General features: G+C 61.2%; 15 protein-coding genes. 7 read left to right on the top strand and 8 right to left on the bottom strand.

Annotated features, from left to right (window positions below; genetic code table 11):
• Positions 1-175 precede the first annotated feature (175 nt).
• Entirely contained in the window at positions 176-1,585 is a 1,410-nt protein-coding gene (locus tag J3P73_RS15920) for an aminotransferase-like domain-containing protein (RefSeq protein ID WP_130692162.1), read from the bottom strand.
• Between the two features lie 90 nt (positions 1,586-1,675).
• On the opposite strand from J3P73_RS15920, the gene J3P73_RS15915 reads away from it, so the two are divergent.
• Positions 1,676-2,539: a DMT family transporter gene (locus tag J3P73_RS15915; protein ID WP_130693092.1), complete on the top strand. Its 864-nt coding sequence runs from the start codon at positions 1,676-1,678 to the stop codon at positions 2,537-2,539.
• A gap of 445 nt (positions 2,540-2,984) precedes the next feature.
• Here the strand turns inward: J3P73_RS15915 and J3P73_RS15910 are convergent, their stop codons facing one another.
• Positions 2,985-3,320, bottom strand: a complete 336-nt coding sequence (locus J3P73_RS15910; protein WP_018074317.1) for an antibiotic biosynthesis monooxygenase family protein — start codon at positions 3,318-3,320, stop codon at positions 2,985-2,987.
• A gap of 447 nt (positions 3,321-3,767) precedes the next feature.
• On the opposite strand from J3P73_RS15910, the gene J3P73_RS15905 reads away from it, so the two are divergent.
• Positions 3,768-4,505 carry a phosphotransferase family protein gene (locus J3P73_RS15905; protein ID WP_130692160.1) on the top strand — a complete coding sequence of 246 codons (738 nt, stop codon included), beginning with the start codon at positions 3,768-3,770 and terminating at the stop codon, positions 4,503-4,505.
• A 77-nt stretch (positions 4,506-4,582) separates the two neighbouring features.
• Here J3P73_RS15905 and J3P73_RS15900 read toward each other — a convergent pair whose 3' ends face one another.
• The 3 genes from J3P73_RS15900 to J3P73_RS15890 form a co-directional block, all read right to left on the bottom strand.
• Positions 4,583-5,110: a cupin domain-containing protein gene (locus J3P73_RS15900; protein WP_130692158.1), complete on the bottom strand. Its 528-nt coding sequence runs from the start codon at positions 5,108-5,110 to the stop codon at positions 4,583-4,585.
• Positions 5,111-5,317: 207 nt separating this feature from the next.
• The gene (locus tag J3P73_RS15895; RefSeq protein WP_130692156.1) at positions 5,318-5,704 is read right to left on the bottom strand and encodes a cupin domain-containing protein; all 387 of its coding nucleotides are present in this window, start codon (positions 5,702-5,704) and stop codon (positions 5,318-5,320) included.
• Positions 5,705-5,819: 115 nt separating this feature from the next.
• Positions 5,820-7,037 (bottom strand): ROK family protein, encoded by a 1,218-nt coding sequence (locus J3P73_RS15890; protein WP_130692154.1) that lies wholly within the window; start codon positions 7,035-7,037, stop codon positions 5,820-5,822.
• 196 nt (positions 7,038-7,233) lie between these two features.
• Between J3P73_RS15890 and J3P73_RS15885 the strand changes: the two genes are divergently transcribed.
• From J3P73_RS15885 to J3P73_RS15865, 5 genes are all read left to right on the top strand, one after another.
• Positions 7,234-8,508: an ABC transporter substrate-binding protein gene (locus J3P73_RS15885; protein ID WP_130692152.1), complete on the top strand. Its 1,275-nt coding sequence runs from the start codon at positions 7,234-7,236 to the stop codon at positions 8,506-8,508.
• 218 nt (positions 8,509-8,726) lie between these two features.
• The gene (locus J3P73_RS15880; protein WP_130692150.1) at positions 8,727-9,611 is read left to right on the top strand and encodes a carbohydrate ABC transporter permease; all 885 of its coding nucleotides are present in this window, start codon (positions 8,727-8,729) and stop codon (positions 9,609-9,611) included.
• Positions 9,611-10,462, top strand: coding sequence for a carbohydrate ABC transporter permease (locus tag J3P73_RS15875; RefSeq protein WP_130692148.1), 852 nt, complete (start codon positions 9,611-9,613; stop codon positions 10,460-10,462). Before J3P73_RS15880 ends, J3P73_RS15875 begins: the two co-directional genes overlap by 1 nt.
• A 46-nt stretch (positions 10,463-10,508) precedes the next feature.
• Positions 10,509-11,654 carry an ABC transporter ATP-binding protein gene (locus J3P73_RS15870; RefSeq protein WP_018074324.1) on the top strand — a complete coding sequence of 382 codons (1,146 nt, stop codon included), beginning with the start codon at positions 10,509-10,511 and terminating at the stop codon, positions 11,652-11,654.
• Between the two features lie 17 nt (positions 11,655-11,671).
• A complete protein-coding gene (locus tag J3P73_RS15865; RefSeq protein ID WP_130692144.1) occupies positions 11,672-13,813 on the top strand; it encodes a beta-galactosidase in 2,142 nt (713 codons plus the stop codon).
• Positions 13,814-14,193: 380 nt separating this feature from the next.
• Here the strand turns inward: J3P73_RS15865 and J3P73_RS15860 are convergent, their stop codons facing one another.
• The 3 genes from J3P73_RS15860 to ctlX form a co-directional block, all read right to left on the bottom strand.
• Positions 14,194-14,826, bottom strand: a complete 633-nt coding sequence (locus J3P73_RS15860; RefSeq protein WP_018074326.1) for a hypothetical protein — start codon at positions 14,824-14,826, stop codon at positions 14,194-14,196.
• Between the two features lie 192 nt (positions 14,827-15,018).
• Positions 15,019-17,223 carry a M48 family metallopeptidase gene (locus tag J3P73_RS15855; protein WP_075224029.1) on the bottom strand — a complete coding sequence of 735 codons (2,205 nt, stop codon included), beginning with the start codon at positions 17,221-17,223 and terminating at the stop codon, positions 15,019-15,021.
• A gap of 155 nt (positions 17,224-17,378) precedes the next feature.
• Positions 17,379-18,311 (bottom strand): citrulline utilization hydrolase CtlX, encoded by a 933-nt coding sequence (gene ctlX, locus J3P73_RS15850; protein WP_130692142.1) that lies wholly within the window; start codon positions 18,309-18,311, stop codon positions 17,379-17,381.
• Between the last annotated feature and the right edge of the window lie 5 nt (positions 18,312-18,316).

The raw sequence follows: 18,316 nt of genomic DNA, 5'->3' as shown, positions 1-18,316 counted from the left end.
GCGAGAGAAGAAAGCACATGTCCTTCGTTTCCGCAAAGACTCGCTCAGGAAGGGTGAGGCGCTGCCGCATATCTCTTCTCCCCGCTGGCGAGAAGAGGGAGCAAGGCGCTTGCTATTGCCTCGCCACAGACGTTTCGTGGGGCAAGGCGCTCGATCCGCGACGGCTCGCCTTCCATTATCCTCTTCCTGCCAGCGCATCACCCAGCACCTCGAACACTCGCGGATCGAGCGTCTGAGACACGTTGAAGCGCATGAAATTGGTTGCCGATTGCGACAGGCTGAATGCGTTTCCAGGCGCCAGAACGATCCTTTTTTCGAGTGCGGCCCGCGCGGCATCAGCCGCATCGATGCCATCGGGCAGCCGGCACCAGAGGAACATTCCGGCCTGTGGCTCCAGCCACGGCGTTATGCCCAGATTCTTCAGCTTGGCCGAGACCTCGCTCGTCGCCCGGGAGAGCCGGTGTCTCAGCGTTTCCATGTGTTTGCGATAGCTGCCGTCGCTCAAGACGTTCAGCACCAGTTCCGCCGTCAGCCGGCCGCCGCCGAAGGTGGTGGCGATCTTGAGGTCTGTCAGGCCGTCGATCCATTCCGGTTTCGCCACGACGAAACCGCAGCGGGCCGAGGCCGACAGGGTTTTCGAGAAGCTGCCGATGTGAATGACCCGCTCGAGCCCGTCGAAGGCGGCAAGGCGGGGTGCCGGCGTGTGCTCGAAATCGGCGAAGATATCGTCCTCGATGATGGTCAAGTCGAACTGGTCGGCGAGTTTTAGAACCCGGTGAGCCGTAACAGGAGACAAGGTTGCGCCGGTCGGATTGTGGATGGCGGAGTTGGTGATGTAGAGCCGCGGACGCTCATCGGCGACGACTTGCGCAAACAGCTCGATATCGGGACCGGACGGCGTGTAGGGCACGCCGACGATCTTTGCCCGATGGGCGCGTAGCAATGCATGGAAATTGAAATAGCAGGGATCGTCGACCAGCACCGTGTCGCCGGGTTCCAGCAGGAAACGGCAGAGCAGGTCGATTGCCTGCGTGCCGGAATCGGCCAGCATGATTTGACCCGGGGAGGCTTCTATCCCCCGTTCACCCATGCGCCGCGAAATCAGTTGGCGCAGTTGCGGCAAGCCGAGTGGCGAGCCGTAATCGGCGAGCGCCGGCCCGTCGGCGCGGGCAAGTGTTCTGAGCCCGCGGCGCATGCCGTCCCCCGGTAGCCAGGAGGGCGGCAGCCAGCCGCAGCCGGGCTTCAGGTCTGCTTCGCCGGCCTCTAGCGATTGCCGCGATATCCAGAACGGATCGACCGCGCGGTCGAGCTTCGGCCCAGTCTCGGCAAGCGCAAAGGGCGCTGCCTGGTTGGCGACGTAGAATCCCGAGCCTGGCCTTGCCAGGATCGCGCCTTCGGCGACCAACCGCTCATAAGCGTCGACGACGGTCGAAGTCGACAGCTTCAACGTCGCAGCCAGCCCCCGGACGGAGGGCAGCCTTGCGCCCGGCGTCAGGCTGCGCCCGGCGATGCGCTGCCTGATCGTCGCCACGACCATCTCCACGCGTGTGCGTCCTTCGCTCATCTGTATTGCTTTCTGTATCACTACAGTTTCGCAAAATCGTATCAGACTGTCACTGTTATGGCCATCGCTGTTGGCCGATAAGGATTAGGAAATGAAGGAGTGCAGCGCATCATGGACCGTATGGCATCGGGATGGATCAATGGTTTTATCGGGGTGGTGATCTTCAGCGGATCGCTGCCGGCGACGCGCGTGGCGGTGATGCAGTTCGATCCCGTCTTCCTCACCGTGGCGCGCGCGGCGATCGCCGGCTTCCTCGCCCTCGGCCTGCTGATCGCTTTCAGAGAGAAGCGGCCGAGCCGAGGTGATATTCTCTCCCTGGCCGTCGTGGCGCTCGGCGTCGTTGTCGGCTTTCCGTTGCTGACGGCGCTGGCGCTGCAGCATGTCACCTCAGCCCATTCGATCGTCTTCATCGGCCTGCTGCCGCTCGCGACGGCGATCTTCGGCGTGATCCGTGGCGGAGAACGGCCGAAGCCGGCATTCTGGCTGTTTTCGGTTCTCGGCAGCGCGCTGGTGGCGGGATTCGCATTGACGCAAGGCCTGACAGCCTCGCCGGTCGGCGATCTGCTGATGCTGGCGGCTGTCATCGTCTGCGGCCTCGGCTATGCCGAAGGCGGCAGGCTTTCGCGCACGCTCGGCGGGTGGCAGGTGATTTCCTGGGCGCTCGTGCTGTCGCTGCCGGTGACGGTCGCAGTCGCGCTTTTCCATCGGCCGGAGAGCTTCTCCGGCATCGAAGCGCCGGCGCTGCTCGGCCTTGCCTATGTCTCGCTGTTTTCGATGCTGATCGGCTTCATCTTCTGGTATCGTGGCCTGTCGCAGGGCGGCATCGCCGCCGTCGGCCAACTGCAACTGCTCCAGCCGTTCTTCGGGCTGGCGCTCGCCGCAACCCTGCTGCACGAGCCCGTGACCTCAGCCATGCTCGCCGTGACCGTTGCCGTCATCCTGTGCGTCGCCGGCGCCCGCAGGTTCGCGCGGTAGGGGGCGGATCGACCGGGGACCCGTCAACTGAATACGGACGACTTGCCGTCAATCGCGGCTGTTGGGGGCTTGTGCCTTGTCCAAGGCATCCGACAACCAGAGATCCCGTTTTTCATGATAGCAAGGTAAGCCGCCGATGCAGCGCCTTTCATGTACATATCGCCTTTCCATTCCCCGGAGCGAAACCCCGGACAGCAGATATCCGAAGGCAAGGCAGGTGAATATGCAGGCCCAAACTATTGCGAAGGTGAGTTGTCGCGTCGTCATTGGTACACCCATCAGCCAGACGACGCGACTTAATCAGGCTTCGATTGCAGAAGGCTTTTCGAAATTCGTAAACTTTCAATGATCTTCATGCGGAGGCGACGTTAGATCCCGGCTGCATTTCGAAAGGAAATGTGCTTCCGTTTCACGCGCTTAGCCTTGGCTGTCCAAACAAGCCAACTCATGTCGCTTCGATGTTGAACCCGTAGGCTCGCGTGACGAGCGCAACACGGATTTCGTACCGGGTGTACCAGTCTGACCGACCGCGATTTTGTGCCTGAACGTGATCGACGACTGATTTCCAGGCTCGAATGCTGTCCTCATCCTTCCAATAGGAGATGAGTATGCCGAAACCGTCTGCTCCGCGAGCGCTTTCGAAGCCGAGATAACCCGGCTGCTGTTTTGCAAGTTCCGTCATCGCATAGCCCATCTCGCCATAGCCGTTGTCGACCTTGGTTCGTTGAGATGAAAAACTGACCATGTAGTATGGCGGTTCAGGCAAAGCGGCGGTCGACATTTGAGCTCCGATCGGTTGCTATGTGTGTGGCTTATCGCTGCGATCGCAATGACTGCTGTCGGCCTACTGCGAAAGCGAGTAATCTTAGGCGCGGCGGATTGCCCTCATCGTGAGTCATCCACCCGCCATGACAGCTCGATGCTGTTCCGCCATGGCTGCGCCGGAGACTGAATACCATCCATCATGCTTCGACAAGTTCTCGTTGATAGGTATCAGCGATCCGTTGTGACGGCAGCCTTGGCCCTCGCGCACTCTCAATATCGGGAAGGCGCAAGAGTTGCTCCTATGGCTGTGGCCCCCGGCCAGGTCTGCCGGCGGCAGGTGCCGGCCTCGACAATTTCGCTCACCGGTTTTCGTCGGCCGTGGCAAACTGCGATGGCGGTGATCGCGGCATTTCTCGCGAGATCACCATGGAATCTTGCTGAAATCAGAAGTTGAGGCACCGCAATGACCGAAACGGGTCGACTCCTTGGTTCGGGCAAAGAGGCCGAGGTCTTCGAATATGGCGCCTTGGCGCTCAAGCTATACCGGTCAGCCGCCTCCAAGGCATCGTCATTCAGGGAGGCGGTGAACCTGTCGATCCTTGAGAGGCTCGCGCTGCCGACGCCAAAGGTCCATGCGGTCGGTGAATTCGATGGGCGCTGGGGCGTGTTGATGGATCGCGCGCCCAGCTGCTGTTTTGCCGACCCATTCGTCTCGACGGCAGGAAGAGCGTCGCTTGAAGACATGGCGCAACTGTATGGAAGAATTCACGAAAAGCCGGGCGACGGGTTGCCGTCTCTCATGGCGAGGCTTTCCGCCAGAATCCGCCGGGCCGAGCACTTGGATTCTTCATCCAGAAATCGGCTTCTGGCGCAACTCGAATCCCTGCCAGATGGCGACAGAGTGTGTCACGGCGATTTTCACCCGTGGAATATTCACGGCTCGGGGCAGGGGTTTATGATCGTCGACTGGCTCGATGCCTGCTGTGGCAATCCTCTGGCCGATGTCTGCCGAACATACGTGCTGTTGCACCATGCGATGCCGGAGCGGGCAATGGGCTATGTCGAAGCTTACGCCTCGGTCACCGGATCGGAGGTCAGCGGCATTCTCGCCTGGCTTCCCCCGATTGCCGCCGCCCGGCTGACGGAAGGCGTTGCAAACGAAAATGACGAGCTGTTGCGGTTGGCTGGCCTGAGCCCATAACTGTCGAAGCTCCAGCCAAGCGTTGGTCTCGGCTTTGCGCGAAGCCGCCATTGCGGCCGGCTATCGGCCTGGCTGATCTATTCGCTGTTTCCTCGGCCCTTTGCTTCCCGCGCCAGGTCCGGCATTCCATCGTGCGGACCGAGGGCATGGGTGGGATGGTCATCCCACCAATCATGATGCAGCGGTCTGCGGTGAGGGTGGAGCGGGTAGAAAATGCGGTTCTCAGCCTTGTGGCGCTCGCCGACGACGAGGAGGTGCACTTCGGCTTGCGTGTTGTTGAGGAAACTATGGGCGATCCCGGTGCCGGCAGGAAATCCGACCGCGTCGCCGGGCTTCAGCCGATAGAGGTGGCCATCGAGCCAGACGTCGGGTGCGCCTTCGATGACATAGACGAATTCTTCCTCGGCGCTCTCGGCATGCGGAAAGGATGTGCGCCGGCCAGGCGGCAAGCGCTCGTGATGAATGCCCAATTTCGCCAGGCCGAAATAGCGTCCGAAAGGCGCACCGATGCTCATCAGCTCGTCGTCATCGTCATAATGCGAGTTGTCAGGCCGTTCGATCTCGCTCCAATGGACGACAAAGGCCGGCCGCTCCAACGTTGCCATGGCAATCCTCCTAATGTGAGAGGTTCAGATGACTGGGGACACGTGCATGCTGCCGTGAATGGAAGGCGACCGCAAGGGAGAAACGGCCGGCAAGCGTAGCTGGCGGTGGTTAGCATGAGGTCGCCCGCCAACCCGTCCTTCGAACCCTGTGAACGGGGTCGAGTGAAGGGAGCTGGTGTCTGCCAGATCATCGGCTCTGGGAACGGCTCACTTGGCAGGTACGACGAGCGGTGCGCCTTTGCGGACGATGTAGGTCGCCAATTCCGAAGCCTTGCCGCTGCCGACGTTCTTCGCCGAGTGTACGACGCCTGATGGAATGAACAAGGATTGGCCGGCTCTGAGGGTAACAGGCTGTCTGCCGTCGAGCTGGTATTCCAGCGTTCCTTCGATGACGAAGGCGATCTCCTCGCCGGGATGCGTGTGACTGGGGGCGAGAACGCCGGGCGCGAAATCGACGCGCACCTGAACGACCTCGTGGCCGGGCACATCGATATCGTTCTTGATGAGATCGGTGCGCTGCAGCGGCTGTTCTGCGTGTGCTGCGGCTGCGCCGCCGAGAACAAGGGCGAGCGCGATAGCCTGGATCATTTTCATCTTGTCATCCTTCCTGAATTAATCATTCCCGACCGGTTGGCCGCATCGGGATTTAAGTCGCTGATTGAACCAGGGATGTGTCGGCGAACCCCCATTTTTGTAAGCCAGTGTATCACTACGCCGCCGATGATGAGCCCGCGGTTCTGACGCCGACGAGACTGGCGATGTCCGTGATGCCGCCGGAGGATTCGAAGTCGAATATTTTCTGGGTGACGAGGGCAGCGGCACCCCGGGCCCAGGAATTGTCCTCCCAGTCGGGCAAGAGGGGCGGGGCGGTTCGGAAGGTCCGGGCCGAAAGCGCTTCGCGCAGCGGTGTCAGGAAGGGATCGCCGAGGGAGACGGCTTCGCCACCGGCGACGATGACTTCGGGGTCAGTGATATTGACGAGATTGGCAAGGGCGGTGCCGATGCCGCGGCCGGAATCGGCGACGAGGGCGAGGGCGGTGGTATCGCCTGATGCGAGCGCCACCGACAGTTCCGGTAGACTGAGTTCCTCGCGGCCGGTCGCTTCCCGCCAGCGCCGGAGCATCGAGGCTTGGGAGTGATAGGCCATCAGGCAGCCGCGTTTGCCGCATTCGCAGAGCCGGCCGTTCTCCTCGTAAAGCGTGTGGCCGAATTTGCCGGCAGCACCATTGGCGCCACGATAGAGCTTGCCGTCGATGACAAGCGCGCAACTGATGCCGACGCCGACGGCGAGAACGGCCATGTTGCGATGCTGGCGGCCGAGTCCGAAGAGCTGCTGGGCAATGGCATAGGCGTTGGTGTCGTCTTCCAGCCAGACCGGGACATGGACGCGGCTGGCGACCAGCGAGGCGAGGGGGACATTGTCCCATTTGAATCGGTAGCTGCGCACGCAGGCCGTCTGTTCGTGGTTGATGACGCCGGGCATGGAGATGCCGATGCCGGCGAGCTTGGCGTCGGGCCGGCCGGCGAGCTTCACCAGTTCGGGAACGGTGCCCGCCAGCAGGTCTGCGACCTTATCGGGCTCGTGGCCGTCGAGGCTTACCCGCATGGCGGCGACCGGGTTGGTGGCAAGGTCGGTCGCCACGCACTCTACCGAATCCACCATCAGCTTGAAGCCGATGGCGAGCGCGTGCTCGTAGTTGATATCCACAGGGATCGGGCGGCGGCCGGTGAGGCCGGGCACGGTCTTCCCTTCGATGACGATGCCTTCCTCCAGAAGGTCGGAGACGACGAAGGTAACGGCGGCAGGACTTAAACCAATCACCGTCGCGATGTCGGCGCGGCTCCTCGGCCCCTCGCGCCGCAGGAGATTGAGGATGAGGCGTCGGTTCATGGCTCTCGCCGTTGTCTGGTCGCCTTTTAACTTCACGATGCATTCCTTAATTTTGTAAATTAATTATTGCGAGCTGCAAAGATCTATGCATAAGTTCGGCCGCGGATCAACTCAGCCAAGCGGATTATCGCAGGAATCGCAGAGCGGATCGCAGCATTGAATGCCTGGTCGGTCGTTTCATGGAGGAGGCGACGGTCGGGAGAATGTCGATCGATCAACTGGGAGGAATTCAATGACATTTTTGAAGCAATTTCCGTCGACCACCCGCAGACGCTTCCTGAAAGGCGCGGGGCTGGTTTCCGCCGCAGCGGTTACCGGCAGCTTTCCGATCCCGGCGATCGCGCAGGCCCAGGAGGTCACGATGATCTCTGCCGAAAACAATGGCGCCGCACTCGACGCACTGAAGGCGATCGCCGCGAGCTTCAGCAAGGAAGCCGGCGTCAACGTCGTCATCAACAATATGGACCACGAGGCCCACAAGACGGCCATTCGCAACTATCTCGTCGCCGGCGCGCCTGACGTCTGCTCCTGGTTTTCGGGCAACCGCATGCGCGCCTTCGTCAAGCGCGGCCTGTTCGACGACATCTCCGACCTTTTCGAGAAGGAGAAGTACAAGGACGTGCTGGGTGCTACGGCCGGCGCTGTCACTGACGAGGGCAAGCAATACGGCCTTCCCACAGGCGGCACGCTCTGGGGCATGTTCTACCGCAAGGATGTGTTCGAGCAGCATGGTCTGACCGTGCCGACGACCGCCGAAGAGTTCATGGCCTACGGCGACAAGTGCAAGGCCGCGGGCATCACGCCGGTCGCGATCGGCACCAAGGAATTATGGCCGGCGGCCGGTTGGTTCGACCAGATGAACCTGCGCATCAACGGCCTCGACAAGCATATGGCGCTGATGAACGGCGAGATGAGCTATCTCGATCCCGCGCTGACGGCGGTTTTCGATCAGTGGGAGGCGATGATTTCGAAGGGGTTCTTCACGGAGAACCACACGTCCTTCGGCTGGCAGGAGGCCGCGGCGCTCCTGGCGCAAAAGAAGGCCGGCATGATGAACCTCGGCGCTTTCCTGCGCTCGGCTTTCACCGCCGAAGATCTACCGCAGCTCTCCTATGCGACCTTCCCGGTGCTCGATGCCAAGGTCGGCCACTTCGAGGAGTTCTCGGTCAATTCGATCCACATTCCCGCCAAGGCTAAGAACAAGCAGGGCGCGCGCGAATTCCTCGCCTACTTCTACAAGCCCGAGAATCTGGCGGCCTATCTGGAGCCAGGCGGCAACGTTCCGCCGCGCCACGACCTGCCGCCAAGCAAAGACCCGCTGGTCAACGTCGCTGTCGAGACGATGAAGACGGTGCAGGGCACGTCGCAATATTACGACCGCGACAGCGATCCCGATATGGCGCAGGCCGGCCTCGTCGGTTTCCAGGAGTTCATGGCCAAACCCGACCGGCGCAAGGCCATCCTGACGCGCCTCGAGGGCACGCGCAAGCGCATCTACAAGATTTAAGGGGCGGGTGCGGCCCACGCCTGGTCCTTCGCCTTGAGGCTGCCCCTCACCCTAACCCTCTCCCCGTAAACGGGGCGAGGGGACGTGCCATACGAGAGGCTGGTGGGGAACCGAGAGGTTGCTGCATATCCCCTTCGCCCCGTTTACGGGGAGAAGTTGGCGGCAGTCGGATGAGGGGCAGGTCGCCGCTTGCTTTTGTCGTAAATGAGGCTCTAGACATGTTGATGTTATGGCGCCGCCAGCGCTGGTGGCTCACCCCGACTTTACTCATCGCGCCGGCGATATTGCTGTTCTTCACCGTCATCCTGCTGTCGGCCGTCAGGAGCCTCTGGATCAGCCTGCACGACTGGGACGGCTTCGGCCCGATGGTGTGGATCGGCTTCGGCAATTACGTCGAACTCTACGACGACCCGCAATTCTACGTGTCGTTGAAGAACAACCTGATCTGGCTGGTGATGTTCATGGCGGCACCGCCGATCGGGCTCGCCATTGCGCTGCTGGTCAACCAGAAAATCCGCGGCATGCGCTTCCTGAAGTCGCTGTTCTTCATTCCGCTGGTGCTCGCCTCGGTGACGGTCGGCGTCGTCTTCACCTGGGTCTATACGCCGGAGTTCGGGTTGCTCGCGCTGATCTTCAGGGCATTCGGGGCGACGGCGCCGGCGGTTCTCTCCGACGAGCATTTCGTCACCTTCGCCATCGTGATTGCAGCACTCTGGCCACAGATCACCTTCTGCATGGTGCTTTATCTCGCCGGCCTCAACAATTTGAGCGAAGAGCTGATCGGGGCAGGGCGCGTCGATGGGGCGAGGGGCTGGAACATGTTGTGGCACATCGTGCTGCCGCAGCTGACCCAGGTCACCTTCATCGCCATTGCCGTCACCGTCGTCGGGGCACTCAGGTCCTTCGACATGGTGTCGGTGATGACGAACGGCGGCCCTTTCGGTTCGTCCTCGGTTCTCGCTTACCAGATGTTCGAACAGTCGATCTTCTCCTACCGCTTCGGTTACGGCGCGGCTATCGCCTCGGTGCTGTTCGTGATCATGGCCGCCTTCATCGTCTGGTACCTCAGCCGCATCATCCATACCGAAGAAAGGGGAGGCTGATGTATCCTCGTCCCATTCCCGATGCCGCCCTCTGGCAGCGCCGCCTCTATGTGCTCGCCGTCGTCATCGTCCTGCTGCTCTGGCTCTGCCCGCTGTTTGCGATCATCCTGACCTCGTTCCGCTCGACCGAGGATGTTATGGGCGGCAATCTGTGGGGATGGCCGACCGGGATCGGCGTCATCGACAACTATACTGATGTCTTCACGCAGACGCCGATGGCTCGCTACTTCCTCAACAGCCTGACGATCACCATTCCCTCGGTGATCGGCGTGCTGGTGCTCTCCACGCTCGCCGGCTACGTGCTGTCGCGCTACCGCTTTCCCGGCAACATGCTGATCTTCGCGCTGTTCGTCGGCGGCAATTTCCTGCCGCACCAGATCATGATGATCCCGGTGCGGGACCTGATGGTCCGGCTCGACCTGATCGATACCACGGCAGCGCTGATCATCTTCCACGTCGCCTTCCAGACCGGCTTTGCGACGCTGTTCATGCGCAATTTCATCGCGGCATTGCCCGACGAGCTGTTCCAGGCGGCCCGGGCGGAAGGGGCGTCTCCCTTCCAGACGCTATGGCATGTGGCGATCCCGCTGGTGCGGCCGGCGCTTGCCGCACTCGCCATCCTCATCTTCAACTTCATCTGGAACGATTACTTCTGGGCCGTGGTGCTGACCGTCAGCGACTCCGTCAAGCCTGTTACTGCCGGCCTTGCCAATCTCCGCGGTGAATGGGTCTCGGCCTGGAACCTGATTTCCGCCGGGACCATCGTCGTCGCCGTGCCGCCGGTCGTCATGTTCTTCCTGATGCAACGCCACTTCATCGCCGGCCTGACGATGGGAGCGGTGAAGGGATGAGCGATCTCCTAAAGTTCCAAGTTTCAACAGCAGAGAGCCAGGACGCATGACCAGTCTCGAACTCCGACAGATCAACAAGAATTACGGCGCCTATCATGCGCTGCGAGGCATCGATCTTTCCGTAGCGCAGGGCGAGTTCATCGTCATGGTCGGTCCCTCCGGCTGCGGCAAGTCCACGCTTTTGAAGTCGATCGCCGGCCTGGAAGAGATCTCCTCCGGCCAGATCCTGATCAACGGCCGCGACGTCAGCAACCAGGAGCCTGGGGACCGCGGCATCGCCATGGTCTTCCAATCCTACGCGCTCTATCCGCATATGACGGTGGCGGAGAACATGGGCTTCGGTTTGCGCATGGCCAAGCGCCCGAAGGCAGAGATCGAGGCGGCCGTGGCGCGCGCGGCCAAGATCCTGAGGATCACCGATCAGCTGGAAAAGCGGCCGAAGCAGCTCTCCGGCGGGCAGCGGCAGCGCGTGGCTATCGGCCGGGCGATCACCCGTTCGCCCGACGTTTTCCTGTTCGACGAGCCGCTGTCGAACCTCGATGCGGCACTTCGGACCCAGATGCGTGTCGAACTTAGCAGCCTGCACGCCGAGCTCGGCGCCACCATGGTCTATGTCACCCACGACCAGGTGGAGGCCATGACCATGGCAAGCCGGATCGTTGTCTTGAACCAGGGGGTGATCGAGCAGGTCGGCTCGCCGCTCGAACTCTACCGCAACCCAGACAATCTCTTCGTCGCAGGTTTTCTCGGCGCGCCGCGGATGAACTTCCTCGGCGTTACCGTCGATGAGGTGTCCGGCCGCAATATCACAGTTTCGGCGCCGGGCCTCGTGCCGGTGACGGTGGAACTGGCGGAGGCGACGGTGCTGCCGAAGGGCGCCAGCCTGACGCTCGGTGTAAGGCCGGAAAACATATCGATGGTCGCCGACGGGGCGCAGGGCGGAGCGATCAACGGTCAGGTCCGGCTGGTCGAGCATCTCGGGCGCGAAACCATTCTCTATATCGACGCCGGCAACCTGAGGACCATCGCCTCGGAAAGCGGCACCGGTAACATCACGGTGCAGCTCAGCTACGTCGCGCCTTTTGCCGCCGACCAGAACGTGGCGCTGAAGCTCGACGCCAGCGAACTCTATCTCTTCTCGCCCGATGGCGGACGCACGATCAGCGCCCGCAAGACGATCCTCGACCGATAATCACAGGAAACATCACCGTGTCCGACAAGACCGCAAGCCTTTCCGTATGGAACCCCGTCAAGACCGACCGCTTCCTCGTCGGCGCCCCGCATTATCCCGAACATGTGGATGAGAGTTACTGGGAGCGCGACGCCGAGCGCATGGCAAAGGCCGGCTTCAACGTGGTCAGAATGGCCGAATTCGCCTGGCATATTCTCGAACCGAAGCTCGGCACCTTCGATTTCGATCTGTTCGACCGCGCCATCGCCATGCTCGGGCGCTACGGCATCGACACGATCATGTGCACGCCGACGGCAACACCGCCGCGCTGGCTGACCGTGGCGCATCCAGAGATTCTAAGAGTCGACGGTAAGGGCCGGCCGATGAGCCATGGCTCGCGGCAGCACTGCGACACGGCAAGCCCGGTCTTTCGCGAACACAGCCGGCGCATCACCAAAGCGATGGCCGAGCACTATCGCGACAATCCTTTTGTCGTCGGCTGGCAGACCGACAACGAGCTGAACACCAGCATGCCGGAAAGCTTTTCCAAGGCGACGCTCACCGAATTCCAGGCCTTTCTCGCTGGCAAATACGGCGAGATCAGCAAGCTCAACACAGCGTGGGGCGGCGATTTCTGGGCGACGGCCTATGACAGCTTCGACCAGGTCGTGCTGCCGATCGAGTTCGGCCCGACCTTCCCGAGCCCCGGCCATCTGCAGGATTATCATCGTTTCCTCGCCTTCTCGACGGCGCGCTTTCAGCACGACCAGGTGGAGATCCTACGCGCCGTCAAATCCTCCTGGTTCGTCTTCCACAATCTCGGCGGTCTCCGGGATATCGACTTTCGCGGCCAGTTCACCACCGATCTCGATTTCGTCGGCTACGACATCTACCCGATGCTCTACGACGAGTTCCAGCGGCTCGGAAACCACGCCAAGGTCCAGGCGCTGCATCTCGATATCTGCCGCGGTTTTTCCGGCAACTATATCGTTCCCGAGCAGCAATCGGGCTTCGGCAGCCAGCCGGGTTTCTGCACGCTGACGCCGGAGCCGGGCGAACTGCGCCGCATGGCACTTTCCTCGGTCGCCCATGGCGCTGACGGGTTGATGTTCTTCCGCTGGCGCCCGGCCCATTTCGGCGCCGAGATTTACTGGATGGGCATCATCGACCACGACGACGTCGCCCGCCATCGCTATGACGAGGCGAAGCGCTTCGCAACCGAGATGACCGCGCTGGCGCCCAAGATCCTCGGCACCTATGTGCGCATGGATGTCGGTATTGCCGGGTCCGATTTCGACAATCAGGAAGCCCACAAGACCTATCCGATCGGCCTGCCGAGCCCGCAGGACGATGCGATCCTGCTGCACCAATATTGCTACGACCGCGGCATTGCCTGCGGCTTCATTCATCCCGAGGACGATCTTTCGAAGCTGAAGCTGCTCTATGTCCCCCACTGGGTGATGTGGAAGGACGAATGGACCGAAAGGCTGCTGAAATCCTTCGCCGAGCAGGGCGGCACCGTCGTCATCGGCGCGCGCACCGGTACCCGCAACGAAGACAACCACGTCATCCGCGAGACCGCTCCCGGCACCTCGCTGTCGCAGCTCACGGGCGTGCGCGTCGAGGATTTCGGCCGTCTCGCCGCCCCCGGCGCCAACGGGCTCTTCGACGTGATGGAACGTTCCGGCGGGCTTGTCATTCCACCGAACAAGCCGGCGGAATCGCACCGGCGTGAGCGCCGCTTCAAGATCGGCAACCGCGAACTGGTCGGCGGCTATTTCTATGAAAACCTGGCGATCGCAAGCGATGTCGACGTGGTCGCGGCCTGGTCCAACCGCTATGCCGAGGGCCAGCCGATGGCGACGTCGCGCAAACTCGGCAAGGGGCAGGTGGTCTATGTCGGCACCTATCTCACCCCGGATCTGACGGCAGCGCTTGCCGAGCGGCTGTTTGCACCCGTCGGCATCGAGCCGCTGATCGGAGAGCTTCCCGAGGGCGTCGAGGTGACCATGCGGATGAACGAAGAGCGCCGGCTGCTGTTCATCCAGAACTACACCGACCAGCCGGCCGCCATCGGCGGCGTTCCCGCTGGCCGCGACCTTCTCGATGACGAAAAGGCGGTTGCCGGCAGGCTCGATCTCGAAGGCTACGACTGCGCGATCATCGAGCTTGCGGAGTGACGCGGCTTTCACGTGCAAGGCAGGGGCCGCAGACCGGCCTCTGTCCGATCAAGGCGGGTTCGCGAACGATCGATGGTTTTCAATGCGGCGACACCGTTGTCCGCAAACGGGATCGGTCGATGGCTACGATCTGGTCGGGACGTCGAAACATGACTGCCGACGTGAAACGAATTCGGCACGCTCGAAGGCTCATCACGACACAGGGACTTTGAGGTGGTGGGTGATCGACCGACATATTGGAGCAATTCGAGCAAAGGGTTCTGCGTCTGAAATTGATAAAAAAAGAGCATCTCCGTACTCAAACAAAACGGAAATGCTCTTCGTAGTTTAGTGCGGAGCCATACTTGTCGGCTCCACACCGCTCGCAACTGATTTATCGGTTATTCGTCTGATGTCGCCGGCGCAGCGTCCTCCAGAGAGGTACGGATTTGATCGATCTTCCCGTTTGCGTCGCCAACCCCCAAGATGGTTTTGGCTTCATCCAAAACCGCCGGGCTGACTTCACCGGTTTTCGTCGCTGAAGCCAATGCGTCCTCCAGCGCCTGATCCCCCAACAGAGGGTCATCGGCCGCGGGCTCGATTCCATTGTCGAGTTCATACTGGGCATAAGCCACGGCATAGGCCGCGATGGCCGTCATGCGTGGGTCGGACGTATGCATCAACGCCTTGTAGTTTCGCTTCAAGGAGTTCAGGCCCGCAAGTTGCGCCGACAGGTTCTTTTCTTTGGTCTCGTCTGCCTTGACGGACTTGGACTTGCTTGCCGCCTCGGTGGACTTGCCTTTCACGCCTTGAGATTTGGAGTTGCCATGGGTTGAACCGCTACCCTGGCTGCTGCCATGGTTGCCGCTGTTTCCACTGCCGCCGCCGTGACCGCCGCCATTGCCCCCACCGTTGCCGCCACCGTTTCCACCGCTCTTTGCCTGTGCGGTCATGTCGATGCCGGCAATCGTTGCCGGGCTTGCTGCAAGAGCCAGCGAAAGCGCGGCCAGGGACGCTAAGGTTGCTATCCGCATTGTTTTCCTCCGAGTCGGATCAAGCGCCATGCAGATACACGGCTTGAACAGATACGAGAGGTTAGACGGTGATCGCGCGTTGCACATCGGACCGAGGTCCGATGCCGGCCCCGGCAATGGTCTTAGATGGCCTGAAATGCTTAACGATTCCTTCTTAGCCCAGAGAGGCCATCGGTTTGAGCTCATTGCTGCTCAGGGTTTTCCATCTATCTCGCCTGCGGACGTGTCGCGGGGCAGCGGGTGCGGCATAGCGGCGGCGAGTTCCTCTCGGGCGTAGGCGGCTTCGTGATACCGGCCGACGAGTGCGCTGAAGTCAGCAGCCTTCATTCCCTTGATCCCCAGGGCACCCAGCGTGACAATGCGCTGCCGGCGATCGATTTTACTATAGATCGCACGCCAATCTTTTTTGGGCAGTGATGCGTCCTGATTGAGCCAGAGGCGCAGGGCAAAACGGCTCGATGCATAGACCGCGTAGCCGGCAACACCCGTCCAGGCAATCGGCCTGTCCAATCTGGAGGCAAGCAATCCATCCGGGGTCAGAACCATGAGCGGTCGTGCTGCGCCTCGATAGAGAAAGGCCGCATAGAGAAGGGAGGTAACAGCACCCACGGCGGTGATCGCGGCGATCAGCGACTGCGCGAATTCATCGTAGCCGAGGCCCAATTGGCCACTGAGGAAGACGACCGTCAGGCCAAATCCGGCGAAAATCATGGCGACGATCACCATCGTCCAGATCATCGGCTTGACGTTGTCGTAGACAACGGTCTCCTGTGAGGCCCCGGCAACCACCTTTTCAAGCACTTCGCGACGACGGTCACGCATCATGCGCGCGTCGTCGATGAAATCCTTGCTCAACAGACGGCATAGTCCGGCCCAATCCGAAAACAGATCGTCCGCAAAAGAGCGAGCTCCCGGCTGCGGCTGACGCATCGCTCGTCTCAGGAGGTCATCGCCAATTTCCACACCGAGGGCCGATATCCGCTGGATCGTCGGCGGATGGCTGTCGGTCGGATGCGGTTGCCGATCTCCCAAAAGGGGCATCGGATCGCTCCATCCATTGGTGGTGACCAGTTCCGTCGTCTGCGCGACGAGGTCAGGCCAGGCATCATCGGAAGCGGTATCATCAGATCCGGCATATGCGCGCTGAAGAACATAGGCGACGGCGGGAGCGATAATCCCCGTACGGATGAGAGCCGAGGCGGCGTCTGCCGGCGTCGCCAGCAGGCTGCCGCTACGGTCAGCATCGAATTCTCGCAGCCGGCTCCAGTGTGCGACGGCATGATCGAACCGCTGCATGGCGTGAAAGCCGAGCTTCACCGCCGGATACAGGACGAAGCGACCACCGTCGGCGCGTCCAAGAGCTGCAAGAGCACGCCAGAGGCCCGCATAAATCGGCGTGAATTGCTGGCTATAGGTGGTGTCTTCGCCAGAAAAATGGGCGAGCTCATGGCCGATGATTGCCGCGATTTCGGCCTGGTCGAGAAGATCAAGATAGGCCGCAGGCAGATAGAGCGACCGTCCGGTCACCAGTCTGTCCTCAGGCCAGAGACGCAGCTGGCTCTCCGTTACGAAAAAGCCCTGGCCGAGGCCGACGATGATCGTGTCGGGCAACAAAGCGTGTTGCCGCCCGGCCAGGCTGCGCACGAAACGCCAAAGTTCAGGAGCCTGCGTTTCTTCGATGACTCGTCCCGCCGCGACAAGCGGTTCGGGTGTGAACAGGGCAAAGACATCCTTTAAGCCACGCAGCGCCATGAAGGCGCTGTAGGCTGCGATGACGGCGAGGACGACGGCGACCGCGAAAAGCTTGGCACTGCCCGTGGTAAAATCTGCCCATAGGCCCATGCTGACTGCTTCGAAGAGAGTCGCCGAAATGACGCCGATAGAAAACCCGATCACAACGGTCGCAAGAATGAACGGAAGGAGCGACCGCAGACGTTGAAAGCTCGTGATCAGTTGGCGTTGGGAGGCGCGCGCGCGGATCCCGGAAATGCCGGCCGCCATCAATCCCACCGCACCGCCGAAAAACGCAAGCACGGCTCCGCCGATCGTTCCCCAAACCAATGGGCGGCGGATCTGCGAGATTTCCAGCTCCTCGTTGGCTTGAGAAAGGGCTTCCTCGATTTGCGAAACGGCGACCAGGGCAGCAAGGGAGGTGGGCTCGCCCGCTCCCTGGAAGGTCAGAATGGCTGTTGGATTGGATGCCGCGATGTTTTTCACCTGAGCCAGGGTCGTCGAGAGTTCGACCGAAGAACGGCGCGCATGTTCAAGCGTTTCGGCTGCACGCTGTGTCTGCCAAATCCCGAAAGAGACCAGTGCGATCGGCAGGAGCAGCACCCACGCCGCCAAGCCGAGGCTTGCAATTTTGCGGGTTCCTTGTCGGCGGCTGGTTTGCTCCATGCTTGTTCCCCCCAATTTTTCCTCCCCCATTTGCGAGGTCAAAAAACTTGGCCGCGCGCCCGTTATCGAAAGGATGTCGACTTCATACAAGATGCCTCGCTGAGTTTCATGAGAGTGTCAAACGGCAGTCGCAAAATTCCACCGCCATCACGCAATCATCGCGGCGTCAGATGGATGCCTGCGAGCGTGCAGCGGACCGATCCACCGGCGCGCTCGATCGTCGGGATATCAAGCGCGACCAGTTCGGCGCTTTCTTCGATCGTGTTGCGTTGATCCCGGCTCAGGGATGCAAACGCCGTGGTCGAGAGCGCAAGGATACGCCCCGCATTTCCCTGGAGTTCGAGAGCGTTGCCGACGAAAGAGGCGATCTGATCGTTGGTGAGTGCGATGACGCCGCGGCCGGAGCGCTCCAGTCTTAGAACGACCTCCCGCCGTCTTGCTGCATCGGTCATCATCTCCAGTCCGATCATGGCGAAGTCGGTGGCGATGCACATCAGGACATTGGTGTGATAAACGGCGACGCCGTTTCCATCCCGCGCGTCGAATACCATCGGCTCGAAGTTGACGTGAGTCGAGAAGCGTTCCAGCGCGATTGGATCGGTGCGGTCGGAGCGGACGGCATAGGCCACCCGATCGATGTGATCGAGAACCATGGCGCCGGTGCCCTCGAGAAACAGTCGGTCCGGCTCGAGGCCGGAATAGTCGATCACCTCCTGCACCCGATACTGGCTCTTCAGCATTTCGATGACGTCGCTGCGCCGCTCGCGCCGGCGACTGACGGCCTTCATCGGATAGATCGCCACATGACCGCCGGCATGGGTGGAAAACCAGTTGTTGGGAAAGACCGAATCCGGTGTCTCGGTACCGGTGTCGTCGAAAAGATGCACGTTCACGCCATGGCTTCTGAGCACATCGGCCGCCCGGGTGATTTCGTCGTAGGCCGCCAGTGAAAGGTCTTCCGTCGTATCCGGGCTGGACTGGAAAAGGTTGTCGATGGCTGTCTCGGTATTCACGGTGAAGTGGTGCGGCCGGACCATGACGACTGCAGAGGGCGCCTGGACGGAATATGTGACGTGTCTTGGCATCATCGTGC

This window comes from Rhizobium ruizarguesonis, assembly GCF_017357285.1.
GTDB classification, from domain to species: Bacteria; Pseudomonadota; Alphaproteobacteria; order Rhizobiales; family Rhizobiaceae; genus Rhizobium; species Rhizobium ruizarguesonis.
Note: the sequence above shows the minus strand (reverse complement) of the source record. Positions and strands in the feature narration are given on the sequence as shown.

Coding starts and splice junctions, on each gene's coding strand:
- J3P73_RS15915 (WP_130693092.1), top strand. CDS start 1,676: ATGGACCGTATGGCATCGGGATGGATCAATGGTTTTATCGGGGTGGTG.
- J3P73_RS15910 (WP_018074317.1), bottom strand. CDS start 3,320: ATGTCGACCGCCGCTTTGCCTGAACCGCCATACTACATGGTCAGTTTT.
- J3P73_RS15905 (WP_130692160.1), top strand. CDS start 3,768: ATGACCGAAACGGGTCGACTCCTTGGTTCGGGCAAAGAGGCCGAGGTC.
- J3P73_RS15900 (WP_130692158.1), bottom strand. CDS start 5,110: ATGGCAACGTTGGAGCGGCCGGCCTTTGTCGTCCATTGGAGCGAGATC.
- J3P73_RS15895 (WP_130692156.1), bottom strand. CDS start 5,704: ATGAAAATGATCCAGGCTATCGCGCTCGCCCTTGTTCTCGGCGGCGCA.
- J3P73_RS15885 (WP_130692152.1), top strand. CDS start 7,234: ATGACATTTTTGAAGCAATTTCCGTCGACCACCCGCAGACGCTTCCTG.
- J3P73_RS15880 (WP_130692150.1), top strand. CDS start 8,727: ATGTTGATGTTATGGCGCCGCCAGCGCTGGTGGCTCACCCCGACTTTA.
- J3P73_RS15875 (WP_130692148.1), top strand. CDS start 9,611: ATGTATCCTCGTCCCATTCCCGATGCCGCCCTCTGGCAGCGCCGCCTC.
- J3P73_RS15870 (WP_018074324.1), top strand. CDS start 10,509: ATGACCAGTCTCGAACTCCGACAGATCAACAAGAATTACGGCGCCTAT.
- J3P73_RS15860 (WP_018074326.1), bottom strand. CDS start 14,826: ATGCGGATAGCAACCTTAGCGTCCCTGGCCGCGCTTTCGCTGGCTCTT.
- J3P73_RS15855 (WP_075224029.1), bottom strand. CDS start 17,223: ATGGAGCAAACCAGCCGCCGACAAGGAACCCGCAAAATTGCAAGCCTC.
- ctlX (WP_130692142.1), bottom strand. CDS start 18,311: ATGATGCCAAGACACGTCACATATTCCGTCCAGGCGCCCTCTGCAGTC.